The organism is Clavibacter sp. A6099, from assembly GCF_021919125.1.
In the GTDB taxonomy this organism is placed as follows: domain Bacteria; phylum Actinomycetota; class Actinomycetes; order Actinomycetales; family Microbacteriaceae; genus Clavibacter; species Clavibacter seminis.
On record NZ_CP083439.1, the window covers coordinates 855,485 to 881,589 of the forward strand.

At 70.5% G+C, this 26,105-nt stretch carries 26 protein-coding genes and 1 pseudogene; 11 read left to right on the top strand and 16 right to left on the bottom strand.

Annotated features, from left to right (window positions below):
• The first annotated feature begins 103 nt into the window (after nucleotides 1–103).
• Nucleotides 104–1,486, top strand: coding sequence for an O-antigen ligase family protein (locus KYT88_RS04105; RefSeq protein ID WP_043584808.1), 1,383 nt, complete (start codon nucleotides 104–106; stop codon nucleotides 1,484–1,486).
• Complete coding sequence (locus tag KYT88_RS04110; protein WP_043584761.1) at nucleotides 1,483–2,871, top strand: tyrosine-protein kinase domain-containing protein; 1,389 nt, start codon at nucleotides 1,483–1,485, stop codon at nucleotides 2,869–2,871. The genes KYT88_RS04105 and KYT88_RS04110 overlap by 4 nt, the downstream gene beginning before the upstream one ends.
• A 659-nt stretch (nucleotides 2,872–3,530) precedes the next feature.
• On the opposite strand, the gene KYT88_RS04115 is transcribed toward KYT88_RS04110, so the two are convergent.
• Both KYT88_RS04115 and KYT88_RS04120 read right to left on the bottom strand, forming a co-directional pair.
• Nucleotides 3,531–3,884 (bottom strand): hypothetical protein, encoded by a 354-nt coding sequence (locus KYT88_RS04115; protein WP_043584763.1) that lies wholly within the window; start codon nucleotides 3,882–3,884, stop codon nucleotides 3,531–3,533.
• A gap of 134 nt (nucleotides 3,885–4,018) precedes the next feature.
• Nucleotides 4,019–4,588, bottom strand: a complete 570-nt coding sequence (locus KYT88_RS04120; RefSeq protein WP_043584765.1) for a TetR/AcrR family transcriptional regulator — start codon at nucleotides 4,586–4,588, stop codon at nucleotides 4,019–4,021.
• Between the two features lie 64 nt (nucleotides 4,589–4,652).
• On the opposite strand from KYT88_RS04120, the gene KYT88_RS04125 reads away from it, so the two are divergent.
• From KYT88_RS04125 to KYT88_RS04135, 3 genes are all read left to right on the top strand, one after another.
• Nucleotides 4,653–5,387 carry an SDR family oxidoreductase gene (locus tag KYT88_RS04125; RefSeq protein WP_043584767.1) on the top strand — a complete coding sequence of 245 codons (735 nt, stop codon included), beginning with the start codon at nucleotides 4,653–4,655 and terminating at the stop codon, nucleotides 5,385–5,387.
• Between the two features lie 162 nt (nucleotides 5,388–5,549).
• On the top strand, nucleotides 5,550–6,395 hold the full coding sequence (locus KYT88_RS15950; protein ID WP_051629269.1) for a response regulator transcription factor: 846 nt from the start codon (nucleotides 5,550–5,552) through the stop codon (nucleotides 6,393–6,395).
• A 328-nt stretch (nucleotides 6,396–6,723) separates the two neighbouring features.
• A complete protein-coding gene (locus tag KYT88_RS04135; RefSeq protein WP_081840908.1) occupies nucleotides 6,724–7,746 on the top strand; it encodes a GNAT family N-acetyltransferase in 1,023 nt (340 codons plus the stop codon).
• A 143-nt stretch (nucleotides 7,747–7,889) separates the two neighbouring features.
• Here the strand turns inward: KYT88_RS04135 and KYT88_RS04140 are convergent, their stop codons facing one another.
• Entirely contained in the window at nucleotides 7,890–9,389 is a 1,500-nt protein-coding gene (locus tag KYT88_RS04140) for an MFS transporter (protein ID WP_081840909.1), read from the bottom strand.
• A 120-nt stretch (nucleotides 9,390–9,509) separates the two neighbouring features.
• Here KYT88_RS04140 and KYT88_RS04145 point away from each other — a divergent pair, with 120 nt between their 5' ends.
• Nucleotides 9,510–10,169 (top strand): TetR/AcrR family transcriptional regulator, encoded by a 660-nt coding sequence (locus KYT88_RS04145; protein ID WP_081840910.1) that lies wholly within the window; start codon nucleotides 9,510–9,512, stop codon nucleotides 10,167–10,169.
• Nucleotides 10,170–10,533: 364 nt separating this feature from the next.
• Nucleotides 10,534–11,820 carry a hypothetical protein gene (locus KYT88_RS04150; protein WP_162178068.1) on the top strand — a complete coding sequence of 429 codons (1,287 nt, stop codon included), beginning with the start codon at nucleotides 10,534–10,536 and terminating at the stop codon, nucleotides 11,818–11,820.
• A 27-nt stretch (nucleotides 11,821–11,847) separates the two neighbouring features.
• Here the strand turns inward: KYT88_RS04150 and KYT88_RS04155 are convergent, their stop codons facing one another.
• From KYT88_RS04155 to KYT88_RS04170, 4 genes and pseudogenes are all read right to left on the bottom strand, one after another.
• Nucleotides 11,848–12,447 (bottom strand): nucleotidyl transferase AbiEii/AbiGii toxin family protein, encoded by a 600-nt coding sequence (locus tag KYT88_RS04155; RefSeq protein WP_051629271.1) that lies wholly within the window; start codon nucleotides 12,445–12,447, stop codon nucleotides 11,848–11,850.
• 77 nt (nucleotides 12,448–12,524) lie between these two features.
• Nucleotides 12,525–13,442 (bottom strand): aminoglycoside phosphotransferase family protein, encoded by a 918-nt coding sequence (locus KYT88_RS04160; protein WP_043584774.1) that lies wholly within the window; start codon nucleotides 13,440–13,442, stop codon nucleotides 12,525–12,527.
• A gap of 67 nt (nucleotides 13,443–13,509) precedes the next feature.
• Nucleotides 13,510–13,980 (bottom strand): FadR/GntR family transcriptional regulator, encoded by a 471-nt coding sequence (locus KYT88_RS04165; protein WP_237583854.1) that lies wholly within the window; start codon nucleotides 13,978–13,980, stop codon nucleotides 13,510–13,512.
• A gap of 48 nt (nucleotides 13,981–14,028) precedes the next feature.
• Nucleotides 14,029–14,232: pseudogene (locus KYT88_RS04170) on the bottom strand (GntR family transcriptional regulator); the annotation flags it as partial.
• A 72-nt stretch (nucleotides 14,233–14,304) separates the two neighbouring features.
• On the opposite strand from KYT88_RS04170, the gene KYT88_RS04175 reads away from it, so the two are divergent.
• Entirely contained in the window at nucleotides 14,305–15,534 is a 1,230-nt protein-coding gene (locus KYT88_RS04175) for an MFS transporter (RefSeq protein WP_043584779.1), read from the top strand.
• Nucleotides 15,535–15,621: 87 nt separating this feature from the next.
• On the opposite strand, the gene KYT88_RS04180 is transcribed toward KYT88_RS04175, so the two are convergent.
• A complete protein-coding gene (locus KYT88_RS04180) occupies nucleotides 15,622–16,116 on the bottom strand; it encodes an RNA polymerase sigma factor (protein WP_043584781.1) in 495 nt (164 codons plus the stop codon).
• Nucleotides 16,113–16,775, bottom strand: a complete 663-nt coding sequence (locus tag KYT88_RS04185) for a hypothetical protein (RefSeq protein WP_043584783.1) — start codon at nucleotides 16,773–16,775, stop codon at nucleotides 16,113–16,115. The genes KYT88_RS04180 and KYT88_RS04185 overlap by 4 nt, the downstream gene beginning before the upstream one ends.
• Before the next feature lie 222 nt (nucleotides 16,776–16,997).
• Between KYT88_RS04185 and KYT88_RS04190 the strand changes: the two genes are divergently transcribed.
• Both KYT88_RS04190 and KYT88_RS04195 read left to right on the top strand, forming a co-directional pair.
• Nucleotides 16,998–17,336, top strand: coding sequence for a PadR family transcriptional regulator (locus KYT88_RS04190; protein ID WP_043584821.1), 339 nt, complete (start codon nucleotides 16,998–17,000; stop codon nucleotides 17,334–17,336).
• Entirely contained in the window at nucleotides 17,333–17,941 is a 609-nt protein-coding gene (locus tag KYT88_RS04195) for a DUF1700 domain-containing protein (RefSeq protein ID WP_043584786.1), read from the top strand. The genes KYT88_RS04190 and KYT88_RS04195 overlap by 4 nt, the downstream gene beginning before the upstream one ends.
• Nucleotides 17,942–18,031: 90 nt before the next feature.
• Here the strand turns inward: KYT88_RS04195 and KYT88_RS04200 are convergent, their stop codons facing one another.
• The 7 genes from KYT88_RS04200 to KYT88_RS04230 all read right to left on the bottom strand — a co-directional run bounded on the left by KYT88_RS04200 (nucleotide 18,032) and on the right by KYT88_RS04230 (nucleotide 24,818).
• Nucleotides 18,032–18,247, bottom strand: coding sequence for a hypothetical protein (locus KYT88_RS04200; protein WP_147362298.1), 216 nt, complete (start codon nucleotides 18,245–18,247; stop codon nucleotides 18,032–18,034).
• A gap of 195 nt (nucleotides 18,248–18,442) precedes the next feature.
• A complete protein-coding gene (locus tag KYT88_RS04205) occupies nucleotides 18,443–18,898 on the bottom strand; it encodes a VOC family protein (RefSeq protein ID WP_043584790.1) in 456 nt (151 codons plus the stop codon).
• 89 nt (nucleotides 18,899–18,987) lie between these two features.
• Nucleotides 18,988–19,827: a DUF4097 family beta strand repeat-containing protein gene (locus KYT88_RS04210; protein ID WP_043584792.1), complete on the bottom strand. Its 840-nt coding sequence runs from the start codon at nucleotides 19,825–19,827 to the stop codon at nucleotides 18,988–18,990.
• 38 nt (nucleotides 19,828–19,865) lie between these two features.
• Complete coding sequence (locus KYT88_RS04215; protein ID WP_043584794.1) at nucleotides 19,866–20,528, bottom strand: response regulator transcription factor; 663 nt, start codon at nucleotides 20,526–20,528, stop codon at nucleotides 19,866–19,868.
• Nucleotides 20,516–21,721, bottom strand: a complete 1,206-nt coding sequence (locus KYT88_RS04220) for a sensor histidine kinase (RefSeq protein ID WP_051629272.1) — start codon at nucleotides 21,719–21,721, stop codon at nucleotides 20,516–20,518. The genes KYT88_RS04215 and KYT88_RS04220 overlap by 13 nt, the downstream gene beginning before the upstream one ends.
• Before the next feature lie 315 nt (nucleotides 21,722–22,036).
• A complete protein-coding gene (locus tag KYT88_RS04225; RefSeq protein WP_043584796.1) occupies nucleotides 22,037–22,684 on the bottom strand; it encodes a hypothetical protein in 648 nt (215 codons plus the stop codon).
• 199 nt (nucleotides 22,685–22,883) lie between these two features.
• The gene (locus KYT88_RS04230; protein WP_043584798.1) at nucleotides 22,884–24,818 is read right to left on the bottom strand and encodes a glycosyltransferase family 2 protein; all 1,935 of its coding nucleotides are present in this window, start codon (nucleotides 24,816–24,818) and stop codon (nucleotides 22,884–22,886) included.
• A gap of 160 nt (nucleotides 24,819–24,978) precedes the next feature.
• Between KYT88_RS04230 and KYT88_RS04235 the strand changes: the two genes are divergently transcribed.
• Nucleotides 24,979–26,028, top strand: coding sequence for a glycosyltransferase family protein (locus KYT88_RS04235; RefSeq protein ID WP_043584801.1), 1,050 nt, complete (start codon nucleotides 24,979–24,981; stop codon nucleotides 26,026–26,028).
• Nucleotides 26,029–26,105: the final 77 nt, after the last annotated feature.

Consider the following 26,105-nt stretch of genomic DNA (forward strand, 5'->3'; position numbering starts at 1 on the left):
CGTCGCACTGAGATGATCGACAGGGCCGTTCGGCGGCCGGGGGAATGAGAGGGGGAGCCATGCGTCGTCCATGCCTGCGCGCGCTCCCCGGGGCGGCCGCGCGATGAGCGCGCTGCTCGCCGGATCCGGCCTCCAGACCCTGCTCCTCCTCGGCATCGCGCTCGCGGGCGGCGCCCTGCTGCTGCTCGTCCTGCGGCGCCTGCCGCGCACGGCCGTCGCCCTGTGGCTCGTCGTGCTCTCCTTCGTCCCGGTCTGGTCGGGGGTCCCGCTCGGCGGCTACTACCTGCCGCCGTCGACGGTGGTCGCCGTCCTCGTGATCCTCGCGATCGTGCCCGTGCCGGGCTTCCGCGTCTCGCCGCTCGACGTGCTCGTGGTGCTGATGACCGCGGCCGGGTTCGCCGGCGTGGTCGTGGGCGGCGGCGCGGGCATCGGCATGTCCACGCTCGTCACGTTCCTCACCTACGCCCTGCCGGGATACCTGCTCGGGCGCATGGCGGCGCACCGGATCGGCATGGCGTCGCTGGAGCGGATCGTGGCCGTGGTCTTCACGGTGGTCGCCGCGCTCGCCATCGTCGAGTTCGTCACCGGCTGGAACCCGTTCGTGCTCCTGCCCGGCAACGCGGGGCTCCGCGAGACGTGGGCGACGCTGCAGGGGCGCGGTGGCATCGTCCGCGCGGAGGGTGCGTACGGGCACTCGATCGCGCTCGGCTCGGCGCTCGCCATCGCGATCCCGCTGACGCTCGCCTCCCGCTTCGGCCTCGTGACCCGCCTCGGCATGACGGCCCTGATGATGCTCGCGGCGGTCCTCACCTTCAGCCGCGTCGGGATGCTGGGCGCCGTGCTCGGCCTGGCGCTGTCCATCGTGTTCCTGCGCGACGCGATCTCGCTCCGTGTGCGCGCGACCGTCACCGCGGGCGTCGTGGTCGTCGCGGCCGCGGTCGCCCCCTTCGTCCAGTCCGTGTTCGACGACGCCGGCACGGAGGCCAGCGCCAGCTCCGACTACCGCGGCGACCTCTACAGCCTCGTGCCCGGCATGGGGATCCTCGGCACGACTCCCGACGCCCACCGCGGCAGCGACGGCCGCGTCTTCTACGGGCCGTTCCGCTCCATCGACAGCCAGCTCGTGCTCACGGGACTCACCTTCGGCCTGCTGGTCGCGGGCGCCGTGCTCGTCGCCCTCGCGGTCGGCGTCTGGCTCGTGCTGCGCGGGCACGCGACCGCGGCGACCATCGCGCTCGTGGCGCAGATCCCCGCGCTCGCGTCGGTGGCGCTCATCACGCAGTACGCGACGCTCGTGTGGTTCCTCGCGGGGGTCGCGGCGACCAGCCAGATCCTCCGCCGCGACGCCGTGCCCCTGCCCGAGCCGCCGCCCGACCCCGTCGACGCACCGGCCGTCCCCGACGCCGACCGACTCGCCGCCGATCACCCCGATCCCGCCCGCACCACCGCCCCGCCGCTCCTACCCGGAAGAACCCCCTCACGATGACGCTCCACGAGTTCACCGCCCTGCTCCGCCGACTCTGGTACGTCGTGGTCGCCGCGACGCTCGCGGGCGGCGCGGTCGCGTTCGGCCTGTCGCAGCTCGCGACGCCCGTGTACACCGCGCAGTCGCGCCTCTACTTCTCGCTGAGCAGCGGTTCCAGCGCGAGCGACCTCAACCAGGGCGCCACCTACACGCAGAGCCAGATGCTGTCGTTCGGCGAGCTCGCGGAGTCGCCCGCGGTGCTCGAGCCCGTGATCACGCGCCTCGGCCTCGACGCCACGCCGCAGGAGCTCGCGCGCGCCGTCACCGTCACGACGCCGCAGAACACCGTGATCATGGAGATCAGCGTCACCGAGCCGTCGCCGTCCGACGCCGCCGACATCGCCAACGCGGTCGCGACCAGCCTCCGCGACACCGCCGAGGCGTACGCGCCGACGGGCGCCGAGGGCTCGCCGACCGTCTCCGTGCGCGTGATCCAGGAGGCCCCCGAGCCGGAGAACCAGTCCGCTCCGAACGGCCGCACCAACACGCTCGCCGGCCTGCTGCTCGGGCTCCTCGCGGGCCTCCTCGGCCTCGCGCTCGTGCGCCTGCTCGACACGCGGGTCCGCTCCGCCGAGACCGTCGCGCACCTCACGACCGCGCCGCTGCTCGGGGCGCTCGAGCGCGAGCGCGGCGTCACGGGCCTCGCGATGGCGGTCCGGCCCCTGTCGACCGCGGCCGAGGGCTTCCGCCAGCTCAAGGCGAACCTGCGCTTCGTGCTCCTCGGCGACCGGTCGTCGAGCATCGTCGTCACCTCCTCGATCCCCGGCGAGGGCAAGTCCACGGTCGCCGCGAACCTCGCGATGTCGCTCAGCGAGGGCGGGCGCCGCGTGCTGCTCGTCGACGCCGACCTCCGCCGGCCCGTCGTCGCGCAGTACCTCGGGCTCGAGGGCGACGCGGGCCTCACCACCGTGCTCGTCGGGCAGGCGCTCCTCGAGGACGTCGTGCAGCCCTGGGGCGACGGCACGCTCCATGTGCTGACCAGCGGCGAGATCCCGCCGAACCCGAGCGAGCTGCTCGCGTCATCGCGCATGGAGGACCTGGTCGGCCTGGCCAAGGCGTCCTACGACGTCATCGTGATCGACACCGCGCCGCTCATCGCCGTGGCCGACGCCGCGTTCGTCGCGCGCATGACCGACGGCGCGATCGTCGTCGCCGACCAGACGCGCGTGCACCGCGCCCAGCTCTCCGAGGCGCTCGACGCGGTCGAGAAGTCGGGCGGATCCGTCCTCGGCGTCGTGCTCAACAAGGTGCGCCCCACGAAGGACAAGCGCGCGTACTACCGCGCGGAGACGGAGCAGACGGGGCGGGCGGGGCGCGCGGCGGGGAAGGCGCCCGTCGCGGGGTGAGGCGCGGGACGGACGACGAGGGGCGCGGCTGGATCGGCCCCGATCGGGACGCGGTGCTCCGACGAGAGCAGGCGAGCGACCCCGTCGTGATCCGCAGCCATGACGGCGCCGGGTGCCCAGGCATCTAGGCGCCCGATCCGTGAGGTGGTGGGCAGACGCCGGTCGGACAGGCGCCGCTGGTTCTCGGGTCCTGTGCGACGACGAGTGTCGGCGAGGCGTCGCCTCGGAACTCGACGGGCACATGCTCGATGTCTCTGGGGGAGGCTGTCGAGGGCTTCCCGGGCCGGCGCTGACGCACACGTCCCCGTCCAGCGGCCCTGGGGCGAACGTCGCCGGACATGCGAACCGTCACGAGCGTCGTGGTCCCGGGGGAGTGGTCGCCCGCATGGGTTCGAGCCACACGGCCGCGGTTCGTCCCGTTGAGGCCGGAAGGACACGGAGGGTGTCTCACGTAGCGTCCCTCCACCGGAATCGTCACCGGACCAGTCTGTTGAGACAGGGGCTTCTGACCACCGCATCTCCGCGTCCGTGGGCTTGTGAGCATGGGCGCCTGTCCACGTGATGCTCCACGCGGCGTGCGCGAGCGGGTGTCCGGGTAGCCATCCCTCACCGGACAGGCTCAAGCCACCCTCGAGCACTCCTTACGCGCCGAGGTGGAGTCAGTTGGAGTTGGTACCTAGGAGCTCCAGCGGCACGTTGCCGCCCAGCATGAAGTACGGAGCGAGAATGGCGACCGATGCCAGCCATGGGACCCACCGTGGGGCCACGTAGCCCGCAGGGGTCGTGGCCCAGCGGATGATGCCTGCGATCCCGAGACCCAGGCAGATGAAACTGATGGGGACGTAGAAGGGGAAGAAAAGCAGCATGCCGTCGAAGCCGGTCACGTACTTCGGTATCCACACGACGCTGAAGCAGAAGACCAGGATCCAGAACCCGGTTGCGGTGGTCGCGACGCCGCGACTCGAGCGGACCCGTCTTTCAGCGCGCGGTGGGTTGGTGGTGTCGATACCCATGCCGGAACTATCGCAGATGCGGACACGGAACCGTCCCGATGGAGAATCCCTTCCGCACGCAGAGTCCGGAAGGCACGCTGCGCGACTCTGTGTCCGCTGGGACGTAACAGCAAGACGCGGTCGCGCAGTCCTAGCTACGCGTGCGGTGAGTACTCCCGGCGGAGACCGGCGAGGTATGCCGCCAGGATCCGGGAAGGATCGACCGGGCCAGCTCCCGCGGTGCGGTAGAGCAGCAACGCGTCGATAAGCCCGACCATGTCGACGGCCGCCTCCTCGAGATCAGCGACAGCGATCGCCTCGAGGATGGCGCGCGCGGTGTCAATGAGGGCGGCCCGCACCGGATCGGCAGCCGTGAGCGGTGCACGGAGGTCGTCGTCGCCCCGCAGCTCAAACAGGAGCGCGAAGCGCGCGGCCTGCGCCTCCTCCCGCTGCGCGAGTCCGTCGAGGAAGGCTCCGGCGATCTGTGCGGCCGCCGCGTCGTCCATCGAGGCTGGAAGGGTGAGGCCTTGCAGGTCCGATGCCAGCTGTTCGGTGATGCGGGTGACGACGAGACCGGTCAGCTCACGCCGCGTCCGGGCGTAGTAGGTGGTCGAGCCCGCAGGGAGTCCCGCCTCGGTATCGACGGCGCGGTGAGTCAGAGCACGGACGCCGCCGCGCGCGATCAGCCGGACCCCGGCGTCAGCCAGGTCGTCCCGTCGCTTCATGCCGCCCTCCCAGTGGTCTCTACCATCGTAGTAATCTCTACAAAAGTAGAGAAACGAGGGTGGCATGCAGGTAGCAGTAGTGGGCGGCGGGATGTCCGGGGACGCGATCGTCCGGGCAGTGGAAGCACGGGGGTGCTCGGTGACGCGGCTGTCGCGCTCGACCGGGTTCGACGTGCTCCGAGACGACGCGCGGCCCGCGCTGATGGGCGCGGACGTGATCATCGAGGCGACCGGGCAGTTCACGACGAACCGGAAGCAGGCAACCGACTTCTTCACCGCGTCGACCCGTGCCCTCAGCGCCGCTGCCGCGGACCTGGGGGCACGTCACGTGCTGCTATCGATCCTGAACTGCACCCTCCCCGAGGTGCAGGGGTACGGGTACTTCGCCGGCAAGACCGCTCAGGAGCAGGCCGCGTTGACCGCGAGCCCTCGTCTCACCCTCGTGCGGTCCACGCAGTGGGATGAGTTCGCGAGTCAGAACCTCCAGCGGATGAAGTTCGGCCCATTCGCGCTCGTTCCCGGGATGACGATCGCACCCGTCGCGCTCGACACCGTGGCGGCCATCATCGCCGACGTCACCGTCGGCGACCGCCCGGAACCCTTGATCGAGGTTGCGGGGCCCGAGACCACCACACTGTGGGGCATGACGAAGGCGACCCCAAGCCCCGGGGTCACCCCGGTGCCGTTGCGCATACCGGGAAGCATGGGACGAGCGTTCCGGGAAGGCGCCCTCCTCCCCGGAACGGACGTCGAGGTCATGGGCCCTCGATTCAACGACTGGCTCAGTGCACGCCGTTGACGCAGCGACCCTGCACATAGGGCATCGGAGCGCACCTGCCAGCGGCCCTACGCCAACTACTCCTGAAGTTGGGGGTAGTCCTTTGGTCGGAGTTCTCGGGGACAAACGCGCATGTCTGTCTGGTCGCTCAGCCCGAAGCTCACACGGCCATACGGTGATCGCATGAAGCAGTTCCTGAAGCACGCATTGGCGCCCGCCGTTGCGGTAGTTGCCGGTTCCCTCTGGTGGCTGTCCGAGGGTCGCGCAGTCCTGATGGACACTGTGCCGACGCGAGACGACACGATGACCACCAGCCCCTACGCCGCTCTCGTCCTCCTTGGATTCGTGATCGCCATCGCCATCGCCAAGATGCGGCCGACGTGGGCTCTGGCACTGGTCGGGGCGCTGCTCGTGACGCAACTGCTCTTCTGGCCCGCCCGCTTCGGTCAACTGAGCTGGGTCGGATACTTCGTCCTGGTCCCCCTCCCCGTGCTCCTCAGCCAACGAATCGGCTCGGAGAAGCGCTGCCGGTTCTTGACGACCGTCCTGGGCGCAGCAGTCTCCATCGCAGCACTCCTCACCCTGCCGTCGCTGTCGATGTCCGGCGAGTGGGGAACACTTACCGGTGCGCCCTGGGCCAACCCGATGCCGGTTCTACAGAGCATCGGCATCTCCCTCGTCATCAGCATCGGCCTCGCGCTGGCTGGCTGGAAGCTCGGCCGGCCGCCAGCTGAAGTGCCGACTGTGCCTCAGGCGGCGATCACCACGGGCGTCGGCGCGGATCCCGCCGCTGATGAGTACCGCTCCCTCACCCAACGGGAGCGAGAGATCTTCCTACTCATTGCCCGAGGCCGATCCAATGCAGAGATCGCGGACGAGCTCTTCATCTCCGAGGCGACCGTGAAGACCCATGTCGGCAACGTGCTCACCAAGTTCGGTCTCGCTTCGCGTAACAGCCTGATCGTCTACGCGTACGACCACGGCATCGTCACGCCAGCCCACACTGGAACTAGGGCGCAGCTGTCGTGAAGCAGCAGATTCACGCGCAAAACCAGCACCGTTGCTGCCCCTGCGCAAACGGAGGCTCCTGCCGTGGCTAGACGACTTCTGACCATCGCGTCGCTAGGACTGCCGCCTGGCTCTCGGCGAGCACGCCGGCAGGCTGAGCTCGAGCTGTCGCCTTCCTTTGAGCGGCCAGTTGCGCGTGTCCGGTAGGGAATCCCCAAGCTGACGTCGACGCATCCCGGAGGGCCGTCCTATGGGATGTGCCCATCACCCTTCGGAGATCTCGGGTGGGTTCTCAGAGCTGGTCTTCGTGCGGGAAAGTACGTGAGAGGGGCGCGGTAGCTTTCTCGACATGAGCGCTCTTCCCCTCTCCCGACGCATCGACCGTCCCGATTCGATGGCTCCCGCACCGCTGGTCGGCATCCGTTGGCGGCCCGTCGTCCTCGGCGACGTCGACGCCCTCGTGCAGATCGGCGAGAGGATCGCCGAGGCCGACCATCCTGACTGGGTCGACACTCGCGAGGACATCCTCGAAGAGCTCGGCCACAGCTACATGGACCTCGCGTCGGATTCGCTCGCCGCCGTGACGGAAGACGGCGAGATCGTCGCGTGGGGTCTCGTGATCCATCCTCCGACCCAGGAGACCCTGGTGCGATCCATCCTCACCGGCGGTGTGGATCCGACCCGACGCGGAGAGGGCATCGGCCGTTCCCTCCTCGCCTGGCAGCATTCGAGAGCCCTGCAGCAGCTCGCGGGGTCCGAGAGCACCCTGCCCGGGTGGGTCGTCGTCGCTGCCGACGAGCGCGCCTCGGGTGCTGCATCCACGCTCCGGCGTGCGGGATTCGCTCCGAACAGGTGGTTCCAGAACCTCGCACGCACGACGACCGGACCTCTCGCAGACGTCACTGCGCCCGACGGGATCCGCATCGTGGAATACGGTGCCGAGCACTCCGAGGCGGCGCATGCTGCGCGAGACGCCGCGTTCCGCGGACATGGCAGCAGCCAGCCCATGAGCGACGAGCAATGGGACTCGATGACGTCGCTTGAGACGTTCGACCACGGACTCTCGTTTCTCGCCCTGGATGACGCGGATCGCGTCGTCGGACTTCTCCTGACGCTCCTCACGGAGCATGGAGCGGATGGGCCTTCGGCCTCGAGTGGCTACGTGTGGGTCATCGGGGTCGTCCCCGATGCACGTCACCGCGGGGTCGCGCGCGCGCTGCTCGCGCAGCACCTGCGCTCGGCGAATGATGCGGGCGTGGATCGCAGTGTCCTCGACGTCGCGACCGACGGAGACGGCACGGGCCTCGAACTGTTCGAGGGGCTGGGTTACGTCCCGCAGACGGTCAGCGTCAACTACGCCGCCACCTACTGAGCTCGACCCTGCCTCACAGGGGACCTGCGATCGCGGCGGCTCAGTAGCAGTTCACGAAACCCCGGAGCGTCCGGAGGGGGATCGGTTGTAAGGCGTCCCGTCCGGCAAACGAGGCGTCCCGCCATCGAAGGTTGAAGAGGGCCCTAGCTGCTGTGCGCTTCGAGCGGCTCGTAGTCGTCGACTCCGGCTGCGATGGCTTCGCGTCGGCGCGCACGCAGTGACGGCGCGGCCAGCGCGGCGATGATCGCGAGGGCTCCGACGCCGACGGAGGCCCAGAATCCGATTGTGAACGCGTCGTCGGTCGGAGCGCCCTGTGCCGTCATGTTCGAGGAGATCAGCGCCGCTATGACAGCCGTGCCGACGCTGCTTCCCACGGTCCGGATCACCGTATTGGCGCTGATGGTTTCGCCGGTCTGCGCGGCCGGGACACTCTCCACGATGGCGTTGGAGGTGGCGGCGAGGGCCATGCCGACGCCGATGCCGGTGAGAACGCCAGACAGCAGGATCTGCCACTCCTCCGCGTGCCCGAGCGCGGGGATGAGGAATGCGGCAGTCACCGCGACACCGCCGACGACCATGGCGATCTTCGGCCCCATGTGGCGGATCAGGATGCCGGCGACGACACCGGATACGACCATCCCCACCACGGTCGGCAGAAGGTAGAGGCCGGCCTCGCTCACGGACTTGCCGAACCCGTAGCCGAGGACGGTGGGCAGCTGCAGCAAGGTGGGCACCAGGATGAAGGTGGCGAACATGGCGAAACCGAACGCAAGCGCCACGATGTGTGCGGTCCAGACCCCACGATGTCGGAACAGGCGGACGTCGATCAGCGGGTTCGCCGCCCGGAGCTCCACGAACACGAATACGACGAGCGCGACGGCACCGAGCCCGAGCAGCCCGACGGTCTTGCCGTCACCCCATCCCCACTTCTCTCCCTCGCTGATGGCCAGGAGCAGGGCGACGAGGCCGATGGAGAGGATGCCTGTACCGAGCATGTCGAGGCGACCCGGCGTGCGCACGGGGGACTCCGGGATGCCGAAGATCGCGCCCAGCAGGGCGATCAGCACGAGCACCGCGGGAAGCCAGAACAGCCAGTGCCAGGACAACGTCTCGACGATCGGTCCCGCCGCGACGATGCCGACGCCCGCGCCGATCCCGAAGATGGCCGAGAGGAGCCCGATGGTCACGCTCACGCGCTCTCTCGGGAGCTCGTCGCGCACGATGCCGATCGACAACGGCATCACGGCACCAGCGGCACCCTGGAGGATGCGCGCCACGATCAGCACGCCGAGGTCCGGTGCGAGCGCGGCGAGCAGCGTGCCGACCAGCAGCAGCGCGAGCACGACGATGATGACCTTCCGCTTGCCGACCATGTCACCCAGGCGCCCGAGGATCGGAGTCAGCACGGCGGCGGAGAGCAGGTATGCCGTGAGCACCCAGCTCGCGTCAGACGTCTCGACGCCGAGGTCCGCTCCGATGATGCCGAGCGTCGGCGCGACTAACGACTGCAGTACCGAGAACGACAACCCTCCCAGCGAGAGGAACAGGATGATCGGCGCGCCGCGGGGCCGAGGAGCCTCCGCATCTTGACCGGTCTGAGCTGGATCCGAGCCTGTGGCAGAGCCGTGGGTGATGGTGGACATGAATCTCCTCAGAATGTAAACGTCTGCTGACCCAGTGAGTCTTCTCATTCCCGGGGCATGTGTCAACACGCGTTTACACTGGTCGCAGGACGCGCTACGGTTGCGTCGAGGATGTGAGACATGAGCTACGAAACCCAGACAAGGAGTAGGGCACTCCCCAAGCTCCCGCTCTCCGACGAGGACGAACTGCAGCGCCCGGAACGGGGCGGGGCAGCAACTCGCCGCGCATTGGTGGGGGCAGCTCGGCGCAGGTTCGCGACCGACGGTTACCGAGCCACGACGGTCAGGCAGATCGCCGGCGACGCCGGGGTCAACGTGGCACTGATCAATCGGTACTTCGAGTCCAAGGAAGGCCTGTTCGAGGCCTGCATGCTGTGCACCTTCGATGAGCTCGAGATATATGCATCGCCACGTGCAGCCGACCTGGATGGCCTGATCGACCGCCTCATCACTCACGTCGCGAACACCCCGGATGAAGACGATCCGCTTCAACTGCTGTTGCTGCTGCGCTCTTCGGGAGATGAGAACGCCGACCGCATCCGTCGCAGGACCCTCGAGCACTTCACTCAGAGCATCGCCAGGGCCGCGGGCTGGCACGACGACGATGCCCGCACCGCCTCGATACTCCTGCGGGCTCAGCTCACCATCGCGACGATGACGGGAGTGGTGATGCTCCGTACCTCCGCGGCGGTACAGCCCGTCGCGACCGCCACCGCAGAGGAACTGGCGGGCCCGCTCGCGCAAATATTCCGGACGCTGCTCACGGAGCGCGACGCCTAGTCGAGTCGGCCTGACCTTCGTCGTGCAGTGAATGCGGGGCTTAGCGCAACCAGCTCGTCTCGCAACCCAAGGGGTGCGGGACACCTCGCGTGACGGCCGCGGTGTAGACGCACCGTAGGTACAGCGGCGCCGGCGCCCCCTCCCCACAGGGGAGGGGGCGAAATGCAGCGGGTCGTCGTCGCGTTCGTCCGGTGAGGCAGCGGCCCTACCTGCTGCTCTTGGTCTGCGCGAGGGTGCTGGCTGCGACGCGCTTAGAGGCTGCGGACGTGCGGCCGTCGCGAAGGATGCTGGCCGGTTGCGAGGGTCGTCTAGACCGTCCGTCCTGGCATGAAGGGCGAGCGCGCAGGCGGCGAACCGCCGGCCGATGAACCTCCCGGCGATTCGCGCGGCTAGGCGACCGGGAGCGATCGCCTACCGGACAGCGGCGGGGCGCGACCTAGACGGCTGTCGCTGCCATGATCAGCAGATGGCGCCGACGCTGAGAGACGTGCACATGTGGCCGGACACCGGCTGGCCGGATAGCCGGTGGTGCCCGCCGGAGATGGACGATGACCCGCACGCGCCGGTCCTCGAGATGGACGCGCTCCTGCGTGGGTCGAAGAAGGTCACGGAGCTCCTCGGCGAATGCCTCGCGGAAGAGAGCATCACGACGCCGTTCGCGAGCATCCGGCTGGTGCCCGGTGAGCCGTCCGCGAGCGGTGACCTCGAGGTCGAGATCTCGGACTACATGGCCGGTGGGGAGGACATCGCGCACGTCGGTGTCCCGGCGGGCTTCCACGACCTCAGCGTCCGCGCGAGGGATGCGCTGGTGCTGCTGATGTGGCGGGAGACCTTGAAGCGGCTGGTGGCGCGTCGCGGCGGCGACCCTGCCGCCGTGGACCGCGCTGCCGACGCCGCCCGTCGCGATGACTACGAGATCCCGCGGTACGGCCCGTGGAAGCAGGACCGCAGCCGGTCCCGCCGGATGCGGCTGGTCGGTGTCCTCCGCGACGACGGCTTCCTCCGGCTCCGGGTCGAGGTGGAGGAGCTGCGCGGCGAGCGGTCGTCGCGACTTTCGGACGAGATCATCGGTGGATCCACGTACTGGCACTTCCACCGCGCGGCCCGGAGTCTGCGGTGGACGTCGAGCACGACCATGGAAGGGGTGTCGGTCCCTGGCATCATCCTGGGCGACCGCGGGAGCTTCGCGCTCGACGCGGAGACAGGGTCCATCGAGGTACGCGGCGGTCAACGAGAGCCCTTACCCATCGAGCCGACGGGGCAGGCGAGGGCGATCGGGTTCCGCTTCGTCGAGCAGCCGGACGACCACATCCAGGTCTACTGGGGCGGGGGAGGCCCGACGAACGAGGTTCCGCAGGAGTACCTCGACGAGATGGACCGCCTGGGCGACGTCGTGGACTCAGCCGAGTGGATCGGGTGGTGGCGGCTCGTCGACGTCGACGAGGTGTGCGCCTACGTCGACTACTTGCCGTCGAGCTCTGCGTCGATCGTCCGCTTCCGCGGCCGTGCGCTCAGCGTCACCATCAAGCGCCCGGCCGACACGATCCCGACAGGCCCCGCCGCCGTGCTCCTCGCCCGGCAGGACACGGAGTCCGTGCTCGCCCGTATCGCGGAGCGTCGCAAGATCCAGCCGGCGCCCGCGCTGGGGTGAATGGGTGTCCGTCCGGGTAGCCATCCCCTACCGGACCGGCCGGAGCCATCGCGAATCGGGATGGGCTGATGCGATCGAGTCGGCCAGCCACGCCCGCTCGACGGCGGGAAGCAGAGGGTTGACCATCCGTAGGTCGGCATCGTCCTTCGGCTCGGGGCTCAGGCTCTTCCAGAGGAGCTGCACGGCCGGGGCGACCACACGCACCCCGTCGACGTCGATGACCGCCTCCGACCAGGGCCGGTGGATCCCGGGGTCCCGCCGGTACGTCCACCGTTCCGTGTCGCCGGTCTCGAAGTTCACTTGCAGGCGCCAGGCGCCGCGGAGTTCGTCGAGGCACCAGATATTCTCGATCGGTTCGTCCGTCGTCGCTTCATCCAGCGGCGTCAGCCATCCGGACTGGGCGGCATACGGGCGGAGTCCAGCGGGCAGCATGGCGGCGAGTCGGGGCCAGTCGTCGGCGAGGACGCTGATGTCGATGTCACCGTGAGGGCGGGAGGTGATGCCGAGCCAGAGGTCGAGAGCGACGCCGCCGGAGAGCCACGCCCGGGAGCCCGCAAGGACAGGGCGGACCTCGTCGACGGACAGGGGGCACCAGAGGTCCGTCGTGGGGTCATAGCGCCTGCGCATGCCGCCATTCTCCGAGCATCCGGCAGGGATCTGGCGAGGCTCGGGCGGAGGGGAGGCTGTCTGGAGGAGGCGTCGAGTTAGTAGCCGGCCGCGGCGGCGATGCTCGTGTCGTCGAGGATGCGAGCCAGCGTGGTCCGGCCGAGAGTGCTCATGCCCGGATTGGACTCGCGGTAGTACCAAGCGGCGCCCATCGCCTGCTCGAAGGCCCACGCCGCACCGCGATGCCATTCGACGTCTCCGCTGTCGAGCTCGCTCCGGAGGAGCGTGCGAGCGTCCGCGTCGAGCATGTGCCATGCGGCGACGAGATCCAGGGCCGGGTCGGCCGGCCCGAAGCCGCCTCCGTCGAGGACACCCACTAGGCGTTCGTCCTCGATGAGGACGTTGCCGGGAGTCAGATCGCCGTGGGTCATCACGTCCGGGCCCGCTGGTGGCAGAGTGCGGAACCAGCCCCAGAGAGCACGGAGCCGATCGACCGGCAGGAACCCGGCGCTGTTCGTGAGGCAGGTCTCCATCCAGGCGTCGGATGCCGGGAGGTGTCCGCCGCGGCCGGTCCCGGTAAACGCCCGACCACGCGTGTCCGTGGCACGTAGCGCTCGGATGAGCGTCACGAGGTCGAGAGCAAAGGCGGTCGAGTCGGCGACTGCCGTCGGAGATGCGACGTCTCCGGGCAGCCAGGACTGCACCGACCAGGACAGGGGATAGCCGTGTCCGCCACGCCCGACGGCGATCGGGGTCGGCGTCGGGAAGGGGCAGCTGTCGTGCAGCTCTCGCATCGCGCTCGCCTCCCGGATGAGTTCGGCGCCGATGGCCGCCGGGTCCGCCGTGTGGAGGGGGAATCGTGCGGTGAGCTCGTCGCCGATCCGGTAGATGGCGTTGACGGTGCCGTCGGTCGTGAGGGGGCGCACACGGAGGCGGCTCCACTGGGGGAACTGCTCGGCGATAAGGCGGCGTGCTGTCGCTGCGTCGACGTGGAGCTCGTCTGTGTGCATCGCCATGCCGCGACGGTACAGGACCGATTTCCGTGTCCGGAGAGGGATCCCCTATCGAGACGCCACCGGACGGTCAGACAGCGACCAGGGGTGGCGGAGTGGTGGACGACTCGATGATCGCGAATCCGCGACCGCGGAGCCGGCGCCGTTCGTCGGACAAGTAGCCCAGCAGGCGGTCGCGGGTTCCTCGGCTGTGGGACACGACAAGCGCTGCTGCCTTCTCGGGGTCCCTCGATCGGACTGCGGCGATGATCTCCAGATGTTCCGCGCGAGCGTGTGCACGGGACTCGGCGGTCCGCACTTCAAGCCACCGCGTCCGGCTGAGCCGGGTCAACGCACCACTCATCGCGTCGGCCAGGAATTTGTTGCGAGACAACCGGGCGAGGGCCACGTGGAAGTCACCGCCGTCCCGAAGTCCGGTCTCCTCGTCGTCGTCGCCCACGGGCGTGTCGATGAGAGCGCGAAGCGCAGCCAGTTCCTCATCACCTGCACGCTCAACAGCAAGAGCAACAGCTGCGGTCTCAACCGCTTCCCGGTACTCCATCACGGCTCGAACCTCGGCTAGATCGATCGGAGTGACCTGCCACCCTCGACCCGATCGTTGAGTGAGCCCCTCGTTCTCCAAGCGCATCAGAGCGGCTCGGATCGGGGTGCGTGATGCCCCGAGCAAGGACTCGAGCCCTCGCTCACTTAACTTCTCTCCCGGCACCAGGTCCAACGACAGGATCGCTGCCCGCAGTCCCGGATAGGCGCCGCTCTCGCTCGTACGGGTCATAACTCTCCTTCGGTATACCATTCGAGGATACCAGTTCGGGTTACCACTAAGGCGAAGGCGCAGCCTGTGGGGCCCCTCACTCTCGGAGCACCCATGACCTCTCTCAGATCAGCCTCGGACACGTCCCAGATCTGGCGCCGCAATCTTCTCGTGTGCGCGCTCGGATCGTTCACGACCATCATCGGCATGACGTTGATCCTGCCGATCCTTCCCCTCTACGTCCGCGACCTCGGCGTCGAGGACCCGGCGGCCGTGACCCTCTGGTCGGGGATCGCGTATGCCGCGACGTTCCTGACCGCGGCACTGACGGCGCCGCTGTGGGGGTACCTCGGTGACCGGTTCGGCCGGAAGCCGATGCTGATCCGCGCGAGCCTTGGAATGGCGATCGCTATGTCACTCATCGGCCTGGCGCAGGACGTCACGCAGCTCGTGCTGCTGCGCCTGCTGGTTGGCCTGCTCGGCGGCTACGCCTCCGGATCGACCATCCTCGTCGCAGCCCAGACCCCGAAGGACCGGTCCGCGTGGGCACTGGGCGTTCTCTCGTCCGCCATCATGGCCGGCACCATCGCGGGCCCTCTGATCGGCGGAACCCTCGCGCAGACCGTCGGCGTGCAGGGAGCGTTTCTTGCGACCGGCGGGCTGATCTTCATCGCCTTCCTCGGCACGACCCTGTTCCTCAAGGAGCTCCCGCGGTCAGGCTCGGGAGCCGCGAAGCCGAAGCGGTCGGGCTCTTGGGCCGCCGTGCCGCACAAGCTGCCGGTGCTCGCTCTGCTGAGCCTGTCGACGCTGCTCATGTTCGCGACGATCTCCGTCGAGCCGATCATCGCGGAGCACGTTCGTACCCTCACCGGCTCGACCGACAACGTGGCCATCTACGCGGCCGTGGTGTTCTCCCTCACGGCGTTCGGCACGATCCTCTCCGGTCCAAACCTCGGCAAACTGGCCGACCGGATCGGGCACATGCAGGTCCTCACCATGAGCCTGATCGCCGCAACGATCTTCCTCGCCGCGCAGTCGTTCGCGGACAACTTGATCATGTTCGCAATCCTGCGATTCCTCACCGGAGTCGCCCTGGGCGGCATCACCCCCACCGTCGTTGCGACCATCCGCCGGCTTCTCCCCGACACGAGCGTCGGGCTGGTACTCGGCTACAACGTCTCAGCGCAGTACATCGGCCAGGTCGCCGGCCCCATCCTCGCCGGATGGCTCGGCGGCACCGCCGGCACCAGCGCCGTCTTCCTCGCGACCGCGATCGTGACCGCGCTCGGGCTCGTCACCGCAACAGCCATCCGACGCCACTTCAAGCACCAACTCGCGCAGTAGATCCAACCCGGTCCGGTAAGAGATTGCCTACCGGACCGGCGCACAGGGCCCTAAGTAGGGCGTGCGGCGTCAGGGCTGTGTGGCGCCTCAGCTGGTGGGAACCTCGAGGGTCACGCGAAGTTGCTCTTTCGCACGGGCGTAGCGAATGCGCGCAGTCGATTCCGAGACGCCGACGAGCGCAGCGGCTTGAGTGATCGTCATCCCCTCCCAGTGCACGAGCTGTACGAGCTCGACGAGGTCGGCGTCGAGGCGCGCCACGGCGTCTCTCACCTCGGCGCCGTGGTCGGCTGCGGGCGAGGTGGCCTCCGTGGCCGCGTTCCCGCGGATGCGGTCGGCAAGCGCCCATCGGCGGCGTTCTCCTCGAACGTGGTTGAGGAGTGTGGTGCGAGCGATCCCGAAGAGCCACATGCGCACCTGATCGGGATCGTCGGGCAGGTCGTCGATTCGGCGCCCGGCGACGACCATCGTCTCGCCGAGCAGATCGGGGGCCTCATCGAGCCCGGCACGGCGCTGGAGGTACGCCAGGAGGTCCCCGGAGGATCGCGTCAGTGCGGAGGTGATGCGCGCGCGTTCTCGGATCACGACGCGGGACCGAGCGCGTAGGGCTCGCCGTTCTCGTCGCGACACTGAATCTGGCCGCTTCTCTCGCTCCCGGCGAAGCGTTCGTCGTCGGGCTGGATGCCGTGGGCTGCGAGCTCGTGCGACTCCGCGTCGCCGACCGCGAGGTCCCAGGCCAACCACTGGCGGCTCCACTCGCGCCGCTCGGCCTCGCCGGGTGGCAGCACCTCGCCGGCTTCGCCGATCCCGATCTCCAGGTCCTCGGGGTCGAGACCGGCAAGTCTGGTGGGAACGATCGCCTGCACGATGGGGAGCACGTCCGTGGATCGGTACCAGTGCTCCAGAATGCCGTTGACCTCACGTTGGAAGCTCGCGTCGCGGCCCTTCGTGTACTCGGAGAATCGCAGCTCGCACTGGAAGCCGTTGCCCATAGTGAACTGCACGGCGCCGATCGGGTCCTGAGCCCACGGTGCCCACGAGAGTCCATCGGTAGCGGCAGCGATGCCCACTCCGCCGAAGGTGAAGGCGGCCGCGAGACCCGCCGCGACGAGGACGCGGGAGCGGGCAGCGCGTGGTGCCGACTGGCGAGCCTCGGCGATCATGGCGTCCAGATCGTGCTTCGCGGCCGGTCGTGTCGGCGGTGCGGAGCTATCGAGGAGTTCGTCGATCGGGTCGCGGGTCATGATGCCTCCATCGTTGGCTGTTCTCACTACCTACATGTCCAGCACGCGGCCGATCCCTCAAACCTGCCCTCGCCGATGTCCGACACGTACTGCGCTGAGCCCCAGATCGCACGAGTCTGCGGCCGCCGTCCGGCCAGGGATCCCTCACCGGACCCTTGACGGCGGGGCTGCTTCTCTAAGGTGGACATTGCAATGCCTTGCGTCGCAAGGCATGCTGGCGTCATGGCGAGCGATGCCGAGAAGATCCTGACGAACCTCCGCAAGGGCGTCCTGGAGTTCTGCGTGCTCGCAGCGCTGGCGGGTGAGCCGCAGTACGGCCGCAGCCTGGCACTGTCTTTGAGCGGGAAGGGCCTGCTGGCAGGGGAGGGGACGGTGTACCCGCTCCTGCTCCGGCTTCGCGACGCCGGTCTGGTGACCTCCGAGCTCACCGATCCGCGCGAGGGGCGTCAGCGGCGGTACCACTCGCTCACCGACAGCGGCCGAGCGCGGCTCGAGGACTTCCGGGCCGCCTGGGCGCCGTTCCGCACCACAGTCGACGACCTCTTGGAGACTCACCCATGACGACCGCCATCATCACTGCCGCGCAGGGCGACTACGCCGCCGATCTCCGGCGGGAGCTGGCCGTGCTGCCGCGACGATCCGCACGGGACATCCTCGACGGCATCGAGGAGCACATGGCCCTCGACGAGGGGCACTTCGCCGTCGAGTCCTTGGGTGCCCCGTCGGCGATCGCCCGGTCGGCGCTGGATGAGCAGACGATGCGTCGGGGGCGGGCGATCCGCCCCAGCTTGTCCCTGCCGTCGAAGTCGTTGCAGCTTGCTGTCGCCGTCATCGCGGCTCCGTTCACCGTCTTCGCGCTCCTCGCCTTCACGAACGCTGGATCGATCGGCTTCCTGATCAGCGCAGCCATATGGGTGCTGATCGCCGTGCCACCGCTCCTCGTGCGGTGGCCGGCCTGGTGGGCGGCCTCGATCGTGTGCGTGTTCGTCCACGTGGCCTACTCGGTCGGGGCTCTCGTCGTGACCATGGCAGGGCCGAGTGTGACTGCGGCCGGGACCGCGTTCCTCGTCACCGGGCCCGTCGCGGTCGCGCACTTCGCCGGGATCGTGCTCGCGCTCGTCGCTCTTCTCCGTGCCCCGAGGGTGCTGCGTACGGGCCGACGCTGAGCTACCGCGTGACGTGGGTCAGCAGCCGATGCCTGCGGCGCCGCGAGCGTCCGGCAGGCAATCCCTTGCCGGACGCCTGCCCGGCGGGGACTAGAAGGGCGGCCCGTTCCGGCGGCGCAGGTCGAGGCCCAAGCCGACGAGGAGCGCTCCGACGGCGAAGAGCAGCAGCGCGAGCTGCCACGGTGCCGTGAAGAACGACGGCCAGTGCTGCGAGAGCAGCATGAACGGAGACAGGAGGACGATGAGGGCCCCTCCGATCAGGAAGAGCCCGTAGGGCACCTCGGCATCTGGCTGATCGCGTCGCATGCCCTGACCGTAGCGCTGGCTCGCGGAAGCCCTGACTGGAGAGTGGCGCGCGCAAGAGCTACCTCAGCCATCCGGTGGGGGATCCCTTGCCGGACGCTGCGAGCGAGCGTCGTACGGCTCCCTATGGCGCGCGTCCGGGCGGCATCCGGTGGTCGAGACATCGAGGACCAGACGAGATCCGATGGCCGACGCGGACTACGGGAGGTGTGGGGGCGCGATCAGCTCGAGGAATCCACCGAGGGCACCCTCGAGGTAGATGACGCGTGTGCCGGCTCGGGCGCCACCGGTCATCAAGTGCGGTGTCCCGACTGGTCTCCAGCCGTGCCCAGCGCAGAGCTCGAGCACACGATCGAGGTCGGAGACCGTGAGCGCGATGTGCACCACGCCGACCTGTGCGGGCGAGCCGGCGGACTCGGGCAGTCGGGGCGGGTCGTACTGCAGCAGCTCCACCCGGTGGGGGCCGAGTGCCACCGTCGCTGCGCGGATCACGGCTCCACGGACGCCGGTGGTCGCCGCCGTGACGTCCACGTCGAGCGTGAAGGTGCGCTCTAGCACGAACCCGAGACCGGAGCACCACAGCACCAACGCGTCGTCGAGGTCGGCCACGGTGAGGCCGGAGTGGGCGATGTCGGAGACGAGCGGCGATGCCATGGCATCAGTATCGAGCTCCGATGCGCCTGCCTGAGGGAAGAGGGTCCCGACACCCGATCCCCGGTCGGACCCTTTCTGTGCGGACGGACTCAGCGCCTCTGCGTGATGACGATGTCGCCGGACGCGCTGGAGAACCGGTACGGGTAGGTGGAGTCCGGGTCGCTGCCGAGCGTGTTGGTGGCCTCTCCCATCGGCGCGCTGGTCCGGATGTCGTAGGCGCCGACCGGGATGCGGATGAGCTGGTCGCCGGCGGTCTCCACGGTCATGGCCGATGGTGCGTCGTCGAGGATGAGTCGGGCTTCCCCCGCGGTGCTGGTGGCGAGGAGCTCGCCGGCGACGTAGACGTTCCGCGCGTCGATGGCGCCGGCCGCGGTCCCGAGGGTGAGGTCCGCGGTGGCGCCGGTGATGAGGATGTCGCCGTCTGTGCTGGTGAGGGTGGTGTCACCGAAGAAGCCGGAGACGTCCATGTCGCCGGTCGTCGATTGCACTTCCAGTGCCGGGAGGCCCTGGTCCGCTTCGGGGAGCAGCACGTCGATGGTGGCGCCTTCCGTGGCACCGAGGGAGAGGTCGAAGGGTCGCCACGCGGGACTGCTGAGCTTGATGAGGAGCTGCCCGTCGTCGACGGCGTGGGTCTCGGTCAGGCCGGTGTCGCCCGCGGTGAAGTCGATGTGGGCCTGCTCGACGTCGCCGTAGCGGACGGTGACGTCCGCGTCTCCGGCTTCGACCCCGAGGCGGTCGAACGGGTCCGCCACGGCGCTGTCCTGGGAGCCGTCGACCCGCTCCGCGGCGCTGACGGCCTGGCTGATGGCGATGCCGGCGACCAGGACGAGCGCTGCGGATCCGGTCGCGATCAGCGCCACGCGGAGGGCCCGGTCCGGTCGGGGCGCCGTCGGGCCGCTGGCGGTCTCGGGAGGGGCGGTGGTGGTCATGGCGGCCTTCTGTCGGAGGAGGGAGCGGGATGCGCGGGTCAGCCGCGCGGGTCGGCGACGCGCGCCAGGTACCGCAGGACGGCGAGCACCCGGCGGTTGCCGGTGCTCTCGAGCGGGAGGTCGAGCTTCGTGAAGATGGCCGAGACGTGCTTCTCGATCGAGCTCTCCGAGACGTGGATCGCGTCGGCGATCGCGCTGTTCGAGCGTCCTTCGGCCATCAGCTGCAGGACCTCGGCCTCGCGCTGCGACAGGGCGTCGACTCCGTCGGAGCGGCGGGATCGTACGACGATCTGCGCGACGACCTCCGGGTCGAAGACCGTGCCGCCGGCCCCGACGTCGGCGACGGCGATGAGGAACTCGTCGACCTCGGCGACGCGGTCCTTGAGCAGGTAGCCGAGCCCAGCGGAGTTGGAAGCGATGAGGTCGGCGGCGTAGCGCTCCTCGACGTATTGGGAGAGCACGAGCACGGCGGCGTCCGGGTCTTGCGCGCGGATGAGGACCGCGGCGCGGATGCCCTCGTCGGTGAAGGTCGGCGGCATCCGCACGTCGACGATGGCGAGGTCGGGGCGTTCGCGGTCGACGGCCGCGAGGAGCGTGGACGCGTCGGCGACGGCGGCCACGATCTCGTGCCCGGCGTCGGTGAGGAGTCGGACGAGGCCGGCTCGGAGGAGGACGGAGTCCTCGGCGATCACGATGCGCACGGGACCTCCACGGTCACGTCGGTCGGGCCGCCTGCGGGGCTCGAGGTGGTCAGTGTGCCGCCGGCGGCGCGCACGCGGTCGTGCATGCCGCCGAGGCCGCCGCCGGGGTTCCCGTCGCGGGTCGCCCCGCCGCGGCCGTCGTCGGAGATCACGGCGCGGATCCCACCCGGCACCTCGTCGATCGCGACGGAGCATCGGCCCGCGCCGGAGTGCTTGGCGACGTTGGTGAGGGCCTCGACGACGGCGAAGTAGAGCACCGCCTCGACCTCGGGGCGGGGGCGGGTGGAGAGGTCCACGCGGACGGTCGTGGGGACGGCGTTGCGGGAGGCGACGGCGGAGAGGGCGGCGTCGAGGCCACGGTCGGTGAGCACGGCCGGGTGGATGCCGCGGGCCAGCTGACGCAGCTCGGTGATGGAGTCCTTCGCGTCGCGGTGCGCCTGGTCGAGGAGCTCGCGGGCTGCAACGGGGTCGCTGTCCATGCGGGAGCGGGCCATGCCGAGGGTCATCGCGAGGGCCACGAGCCGGGGCTGGACACCGTCGTGCAGGTCGCGCTCGATGCGGAGCCGCTCGGTGGACGCGGCGTCGACGGCCCCCTGCCGGGCTTCGGTCAGCGTGTCGACCCGGCTCTCCAGGGCGGCCGTGCGGCTGGTGCCGAGAAGCGCGGGGGAGGCCGCCCGGTCGAGCGTGCCGGCACCCCACACGTAGAGGAGCAGGAGCACCGTGAAGAGCAGGGCGACGACCACGCCCGGAACCGTCCCGCCGGGCACGCCGGGAAGCTCCCCCGCGGCGACGGTGACGGTGAGTTGCGGCACCGCGAAGAGGATCGTCAGGAAGATGAGGCCGAGGATCATGCTCAGCGCGTGATGGAGGAGCTGACGCCAGGTCACCGGGTCGATCAGGTCGAGGAGCGGCTGCGCGAGGAAGCGCCAGCTGCTCGTGACCCGCGTGCGCCGGCGGGTGGGCGGCGTGATCGCGATCCCGTGGACGGCAGCCGTCCGGGTCCGCTCGACCTTGCCGATGCCGCGGATCATCACGGCGGTGGCGGCGAGCACGAGCACCCCGAGTCCGGCCGCGGGGAGCGTTCCGATCCCGGTGGCGAGCAGGGTGACGAGGATCACGACCCAAGCGAGACCCAGCACAGCGTCGATCAGCAGGTCGACGGCGGAGGTCCAGATGGCGGTCACGATGTTCACGGCCTCACCGTACGGGCCGCCCTCCCGACGTGACGATGGTGGTAGCGGCCGAACGCGGTGGGGGATAGCCGCACTTTCGCACAGATCGCACGGCGACGAGCAGCGCCGTCATCCGGGATCTGACCATCAGGCGCACGCGAGCCTCGAAGGGGCTCTGCCCGGCCGTCGCCTGCAGCATGGATGGCCGCGTCGCGCGCGGACTTGCTCCCGGCCGAGGACGACGCGGCACGCAGGCGGGTGGTCGTCAGCCTCCGGGCGCACGAGGCCATGGCGACCGTGGAGCGCCGGACTCCACGACCGACCGCAGCGTCGCCGCTACTGGAACACGACCACCGGCGACCCGGCGTCGCGCGCCACGACCACGCTGATCGCGTCGGCCGATGCGGCGGGCACGCTGAACACGTAGTCGCCGGTCGCCGAGGCGCCGGGCGCGAGCGAGCCGCGGATCACGGTGTCGGAGTCCGCGGGCGTCGCAGGCGTGCGGTCGGCGCCGTAGAACACGTTGACGGCCACGGAGTCGACCGCGACGGCCTCGCCCGTGACGTTGACGAGCTCGAGCCGCACGTCGACCGCGTCGCCGCTCAGCTCGCCCACGCGTCCGCCGTCGGTGCTGGTCGGCGTGACGGAGACGATGCGCGCCTGGATCGAGCCGGGGAACGTCGCGGTCTCGTCGAGGCCGACGGTGGTCGCCACCTCCTGGCCGAGCGCGCGGGTGTCGCCGTCGGGGAGCGGGGCCGGGGCCTCGGTGGCGCCCGCGGTGGGGGCGACCTCCGACCAGTCCTTCGTGTCTGCGGCGGCCGCGGGGGCCTCGGATCCGGATCCGTTCACCACGACCGTGCCGACCACGGCGGCGACCGCCAGGACGGAGGCGGCGCCGATCACGACGACGGTGGTGCGGCGGCTGCGGGCGCGGCGCTCGCGGCGCGGACGCAGGTCGGACGGGGTGCTGTCGGGTGCGGGCATGGCCTTCTTCGCTCGTCGGGTACGGCGGAAGACGGGCCCGACGACCAGGGCGGGTCGGCGGCGCGGGGCGGGCGGGCGATGGGTGGTCGACCGACGCAGGATTCCGGGTCTTCTGCCCTGGCATCGTACGTCCGGCATCGCGTGCCGACGAGACCCCCGTCCAGGGGAGGCCGCCGCTGGACCGGCCGCGCGGATCCGCTCAGTCGCGCCGCGCGTACTCCTGGTACGACCAGCCGAACGCGCCCGCGACCATGCCGGCGCCGCGCGCGAGCGTGCGGGTGCCTTGGGCGCGGTGCGCGACGCTGCCCGTGACGGCGCCCACCGCGATCCGCCCGGTGCCGCCGAGCGCCCGCACGAGCCCGCGCGCGGTGGCCGAGGCGCGGATCCGCGTGCGGGCGACGGGGGAGGCCGGGGCGAGCGCGACGGAGGTGAGGCTCCACGAGTTCCCGCTGCTGAAGGCGCGGAGCACCACCCAGCGGCGCGTGGTGCGGGCGCGCGGCACGACGTCGACGACGCCCGCCTCGGCGCACCAGGTGAGGAGGCCGCCGGACGCGACGAGCTGGCGCGTGAAGAGCGTGTCCTCGCCGCCCTGCGTGCCGAGGTCCACGTCGAAGCGCAAGTCCGCCGCCCGCACGGCGCGGAGGTCGAGCAGGAGGTTGTTGGTCGCGGCGACCTCGAGGCGCGTGCCGGTCGCGGGGCGGCGGCGCACGAAGAACCCGCCGGCCTGCACCCACGCGTCGGGCTCGACCTCGTGCTCGCTGCGCACGGGTCCCGCGACGCCCGCGCTGCCCGTCGCCTGACGGGCGCGGACGAGGGCGGCCAGCCAGCCCGGATCCGGCCGCTCATCGTCGTCGAGGAACACGAGGAGGTCGTCCTCGGCCGCGGCATCGAGCGCGCGGTTGCGGGCGGCGGAGATGCCGGGCGTCGGCTCGTGCACGTAGGCGATCGGGACGGGGGAGTCCGCGGCGGCGTCCTCGACCGCTTCGCCCGCGCCGCCCGCCGGGTCGTTGTCGACCACGACGATCCGCACGGCGCGGGGGAGCGCGGGGTCGGACTCCGCGGCCTCCCGCAGCTCCGCGGCCTGCGCGGCGACGAGCGGGAGCACCGCGCGGATGTCGTCGGGGCGCCGGTAGGTGAGGATCGCGACCACGAGCGAGGAGGCGGGCGCGACCGGGCCGGCGGACGCCGCGGTCGTCGGCGCGGGGGAGGGCACCGCGCGCCAGCCGCCGGAGAGCCGGAGGCCGTCGCGGATCCCCCGCACGGCCGCCGACACGGGCGCCACCGGGTGCGCGAACTGCCGCCGCCCGCCCTGCAGCAGCACCTCGTAGGCGATCACGGGCGTGAGCAGGCGCCACCTGCGGAGCGCCGCCGCGTCGAGGTGCCTGGCCCCGTAGAGGAGCCGGTTCCGGATGTTGTGGTAGTAGTACGTGCCCGACTTCGCCTGGCCCGCGCTCTCGTGGCCGGCGCTCTGCGTGCCGCCCTCCGCGTGCACGGCCACGGCGTCCTCCACGACCCGCAAGCGTCCGCCCGCCTCCACGACCTTGCGCGAGAGGTCCACGTCCTCCCAGTACAGGAAGTAGTCGTCGGAGAAGCCGCCGACGCGGGTCCACAGCTCGTCGGTCACCAGGAGGCACGCGCCCGTGAGCCACGGCTCGGTGGCCTGGCCGGGGTGCTGCGCGCGGCGGGCGGCCGAGCGGATCCGGCCGTCGGCGAGGTAGAGGTCGGATCCGCGGAACCACGTGCTCCCGTCGGGCCGGAGGATGAGCGGCGCCACCAGCGCGAGGGGGTCGGTCGCGACCACGCCGCGGAGCACCGCCAGCTGGTCGGGCGCGATGGTCGCGTCGGGATTGAGCAGCAGGAACTCGCGTGCGCCGAGCGCTCGGGCCGCGTCGACGCCGATGTTCATGCCGGTGCCGAAGCCCGTGTTGCCGTCGGGGTAGACGCCGTGCACGCGCGTCGACGGGTGCGCCGCGAGCGACCGCACGCGCTCCCGCTCCGCGTCGGTCGTGCGGTTGTCGACGACCACGAGCAGCGCGTCGTCGAGGCGCTCGACGAGCGCCAGCACGTTCTCGCGCACGAGGTCGGCGGATCCGTAGTTGACGACCACGACGGCGAGGAGGGCGGGGCGGGGCATGCGGGTCCCATCGTTCGGCCATGCGGCGGGGCGCGCCGGCGGGGTGGCGCCGGCGGGGCCGCCCTCGGGTGCGGGCGGGTGGTGGCATAGTCTATTTCCTCGACCGATGAGCCCGTGGCCGTGCCCGACGACCCGCCCGGTCATCCCGCTTTGGAGCTCCATGACCGTCCCCGCCCGCCCGCCCGGCCGCGATCTCGTCGTGCTCCAGTCGTCGCCGGCGCCGCGCCCCACGACGAACCCGTACATCGTGATGCTCGGCCGCGCCCTCGCCCAGACCCCCGGCGTCCGCCCGCTGCACTTCGGCTGGCGCACCGCGCTCCTCGGCCGGTACGACGTCTTCCACGTGCACTGGCCCGAGATCCTCGTGGACGGCCGCAGTCCCCTGAAGAAGGCCGTGCGCCAGGCGCTCACGGTCGCGTTGCTCGCGAAGCTGACGCTCGGGCGGATCCCCATCGTCCGCACCGTGCACAACCTCGAGCGGCCGCAGGGCATCGGCCGACGCGAGACGCTGCTCCTCGCGCTCATGGAGCGGATGACGACGCTGCGCGTGCGCGTGAACCCGATCACGGAGATCCCGGCCGACCAGCCGCACGCCACGATCCTGCACGGCCACTACCGCGACTGGTTCCGCGACGAGCCGCGGGCCGACGCCGTGCCCGGCCGCCTCGGCTACGTGGGCCTCGTCCGCCGGTACAAGGGCGTCGAGCAGCTCGTCGCGGCGTTCCGCGGCGCGGGCGACGCGGGCGCCGACCTCTCGCTGCGCATCGGCGGCAACCCATCCACCGAGGAGCTCGCCGGCACGATCCGCGCGCTCGCCGCGGGCGACGACCGGATCCGCCTCGACCTCCGCTTCCAGTCCGACGCCGAGCTCGTCGACATCGTCACCTCCTCCGAGCTCGTCGTGCTGCCGTACCGGTTCATGCACAACTCCGGCGGCGCGCTCGCGGCCCTCTCGCTCGACCGGCCCGTGCTCGTGCCCGACAACGCCGTGAACCGCGCGCTCGCCGAGGAGGTCGGCCCGGGCTGGATCCACCTGTTCGACGGCGACCTGACGCCCGATGCGCTGCTCCGCGCCACCGAGGCCGTGCGCACCGGGGCCCGCGCCGCGTCGCCCGACCTCTCCGCGCGCGACTGGGACCGCGCGGGCACCGCGCACGCATCCGCGTACCGGCGCGCGCTCCGCATCCGCCGCGGCGTCGAGCGGGGCTGAGCCGGCCCACCCGCGTTCGGGGGCTGGATCCGCGCGGCCACGCGGATAGCATCGACGAGGGCCCGCATACCCGGCGG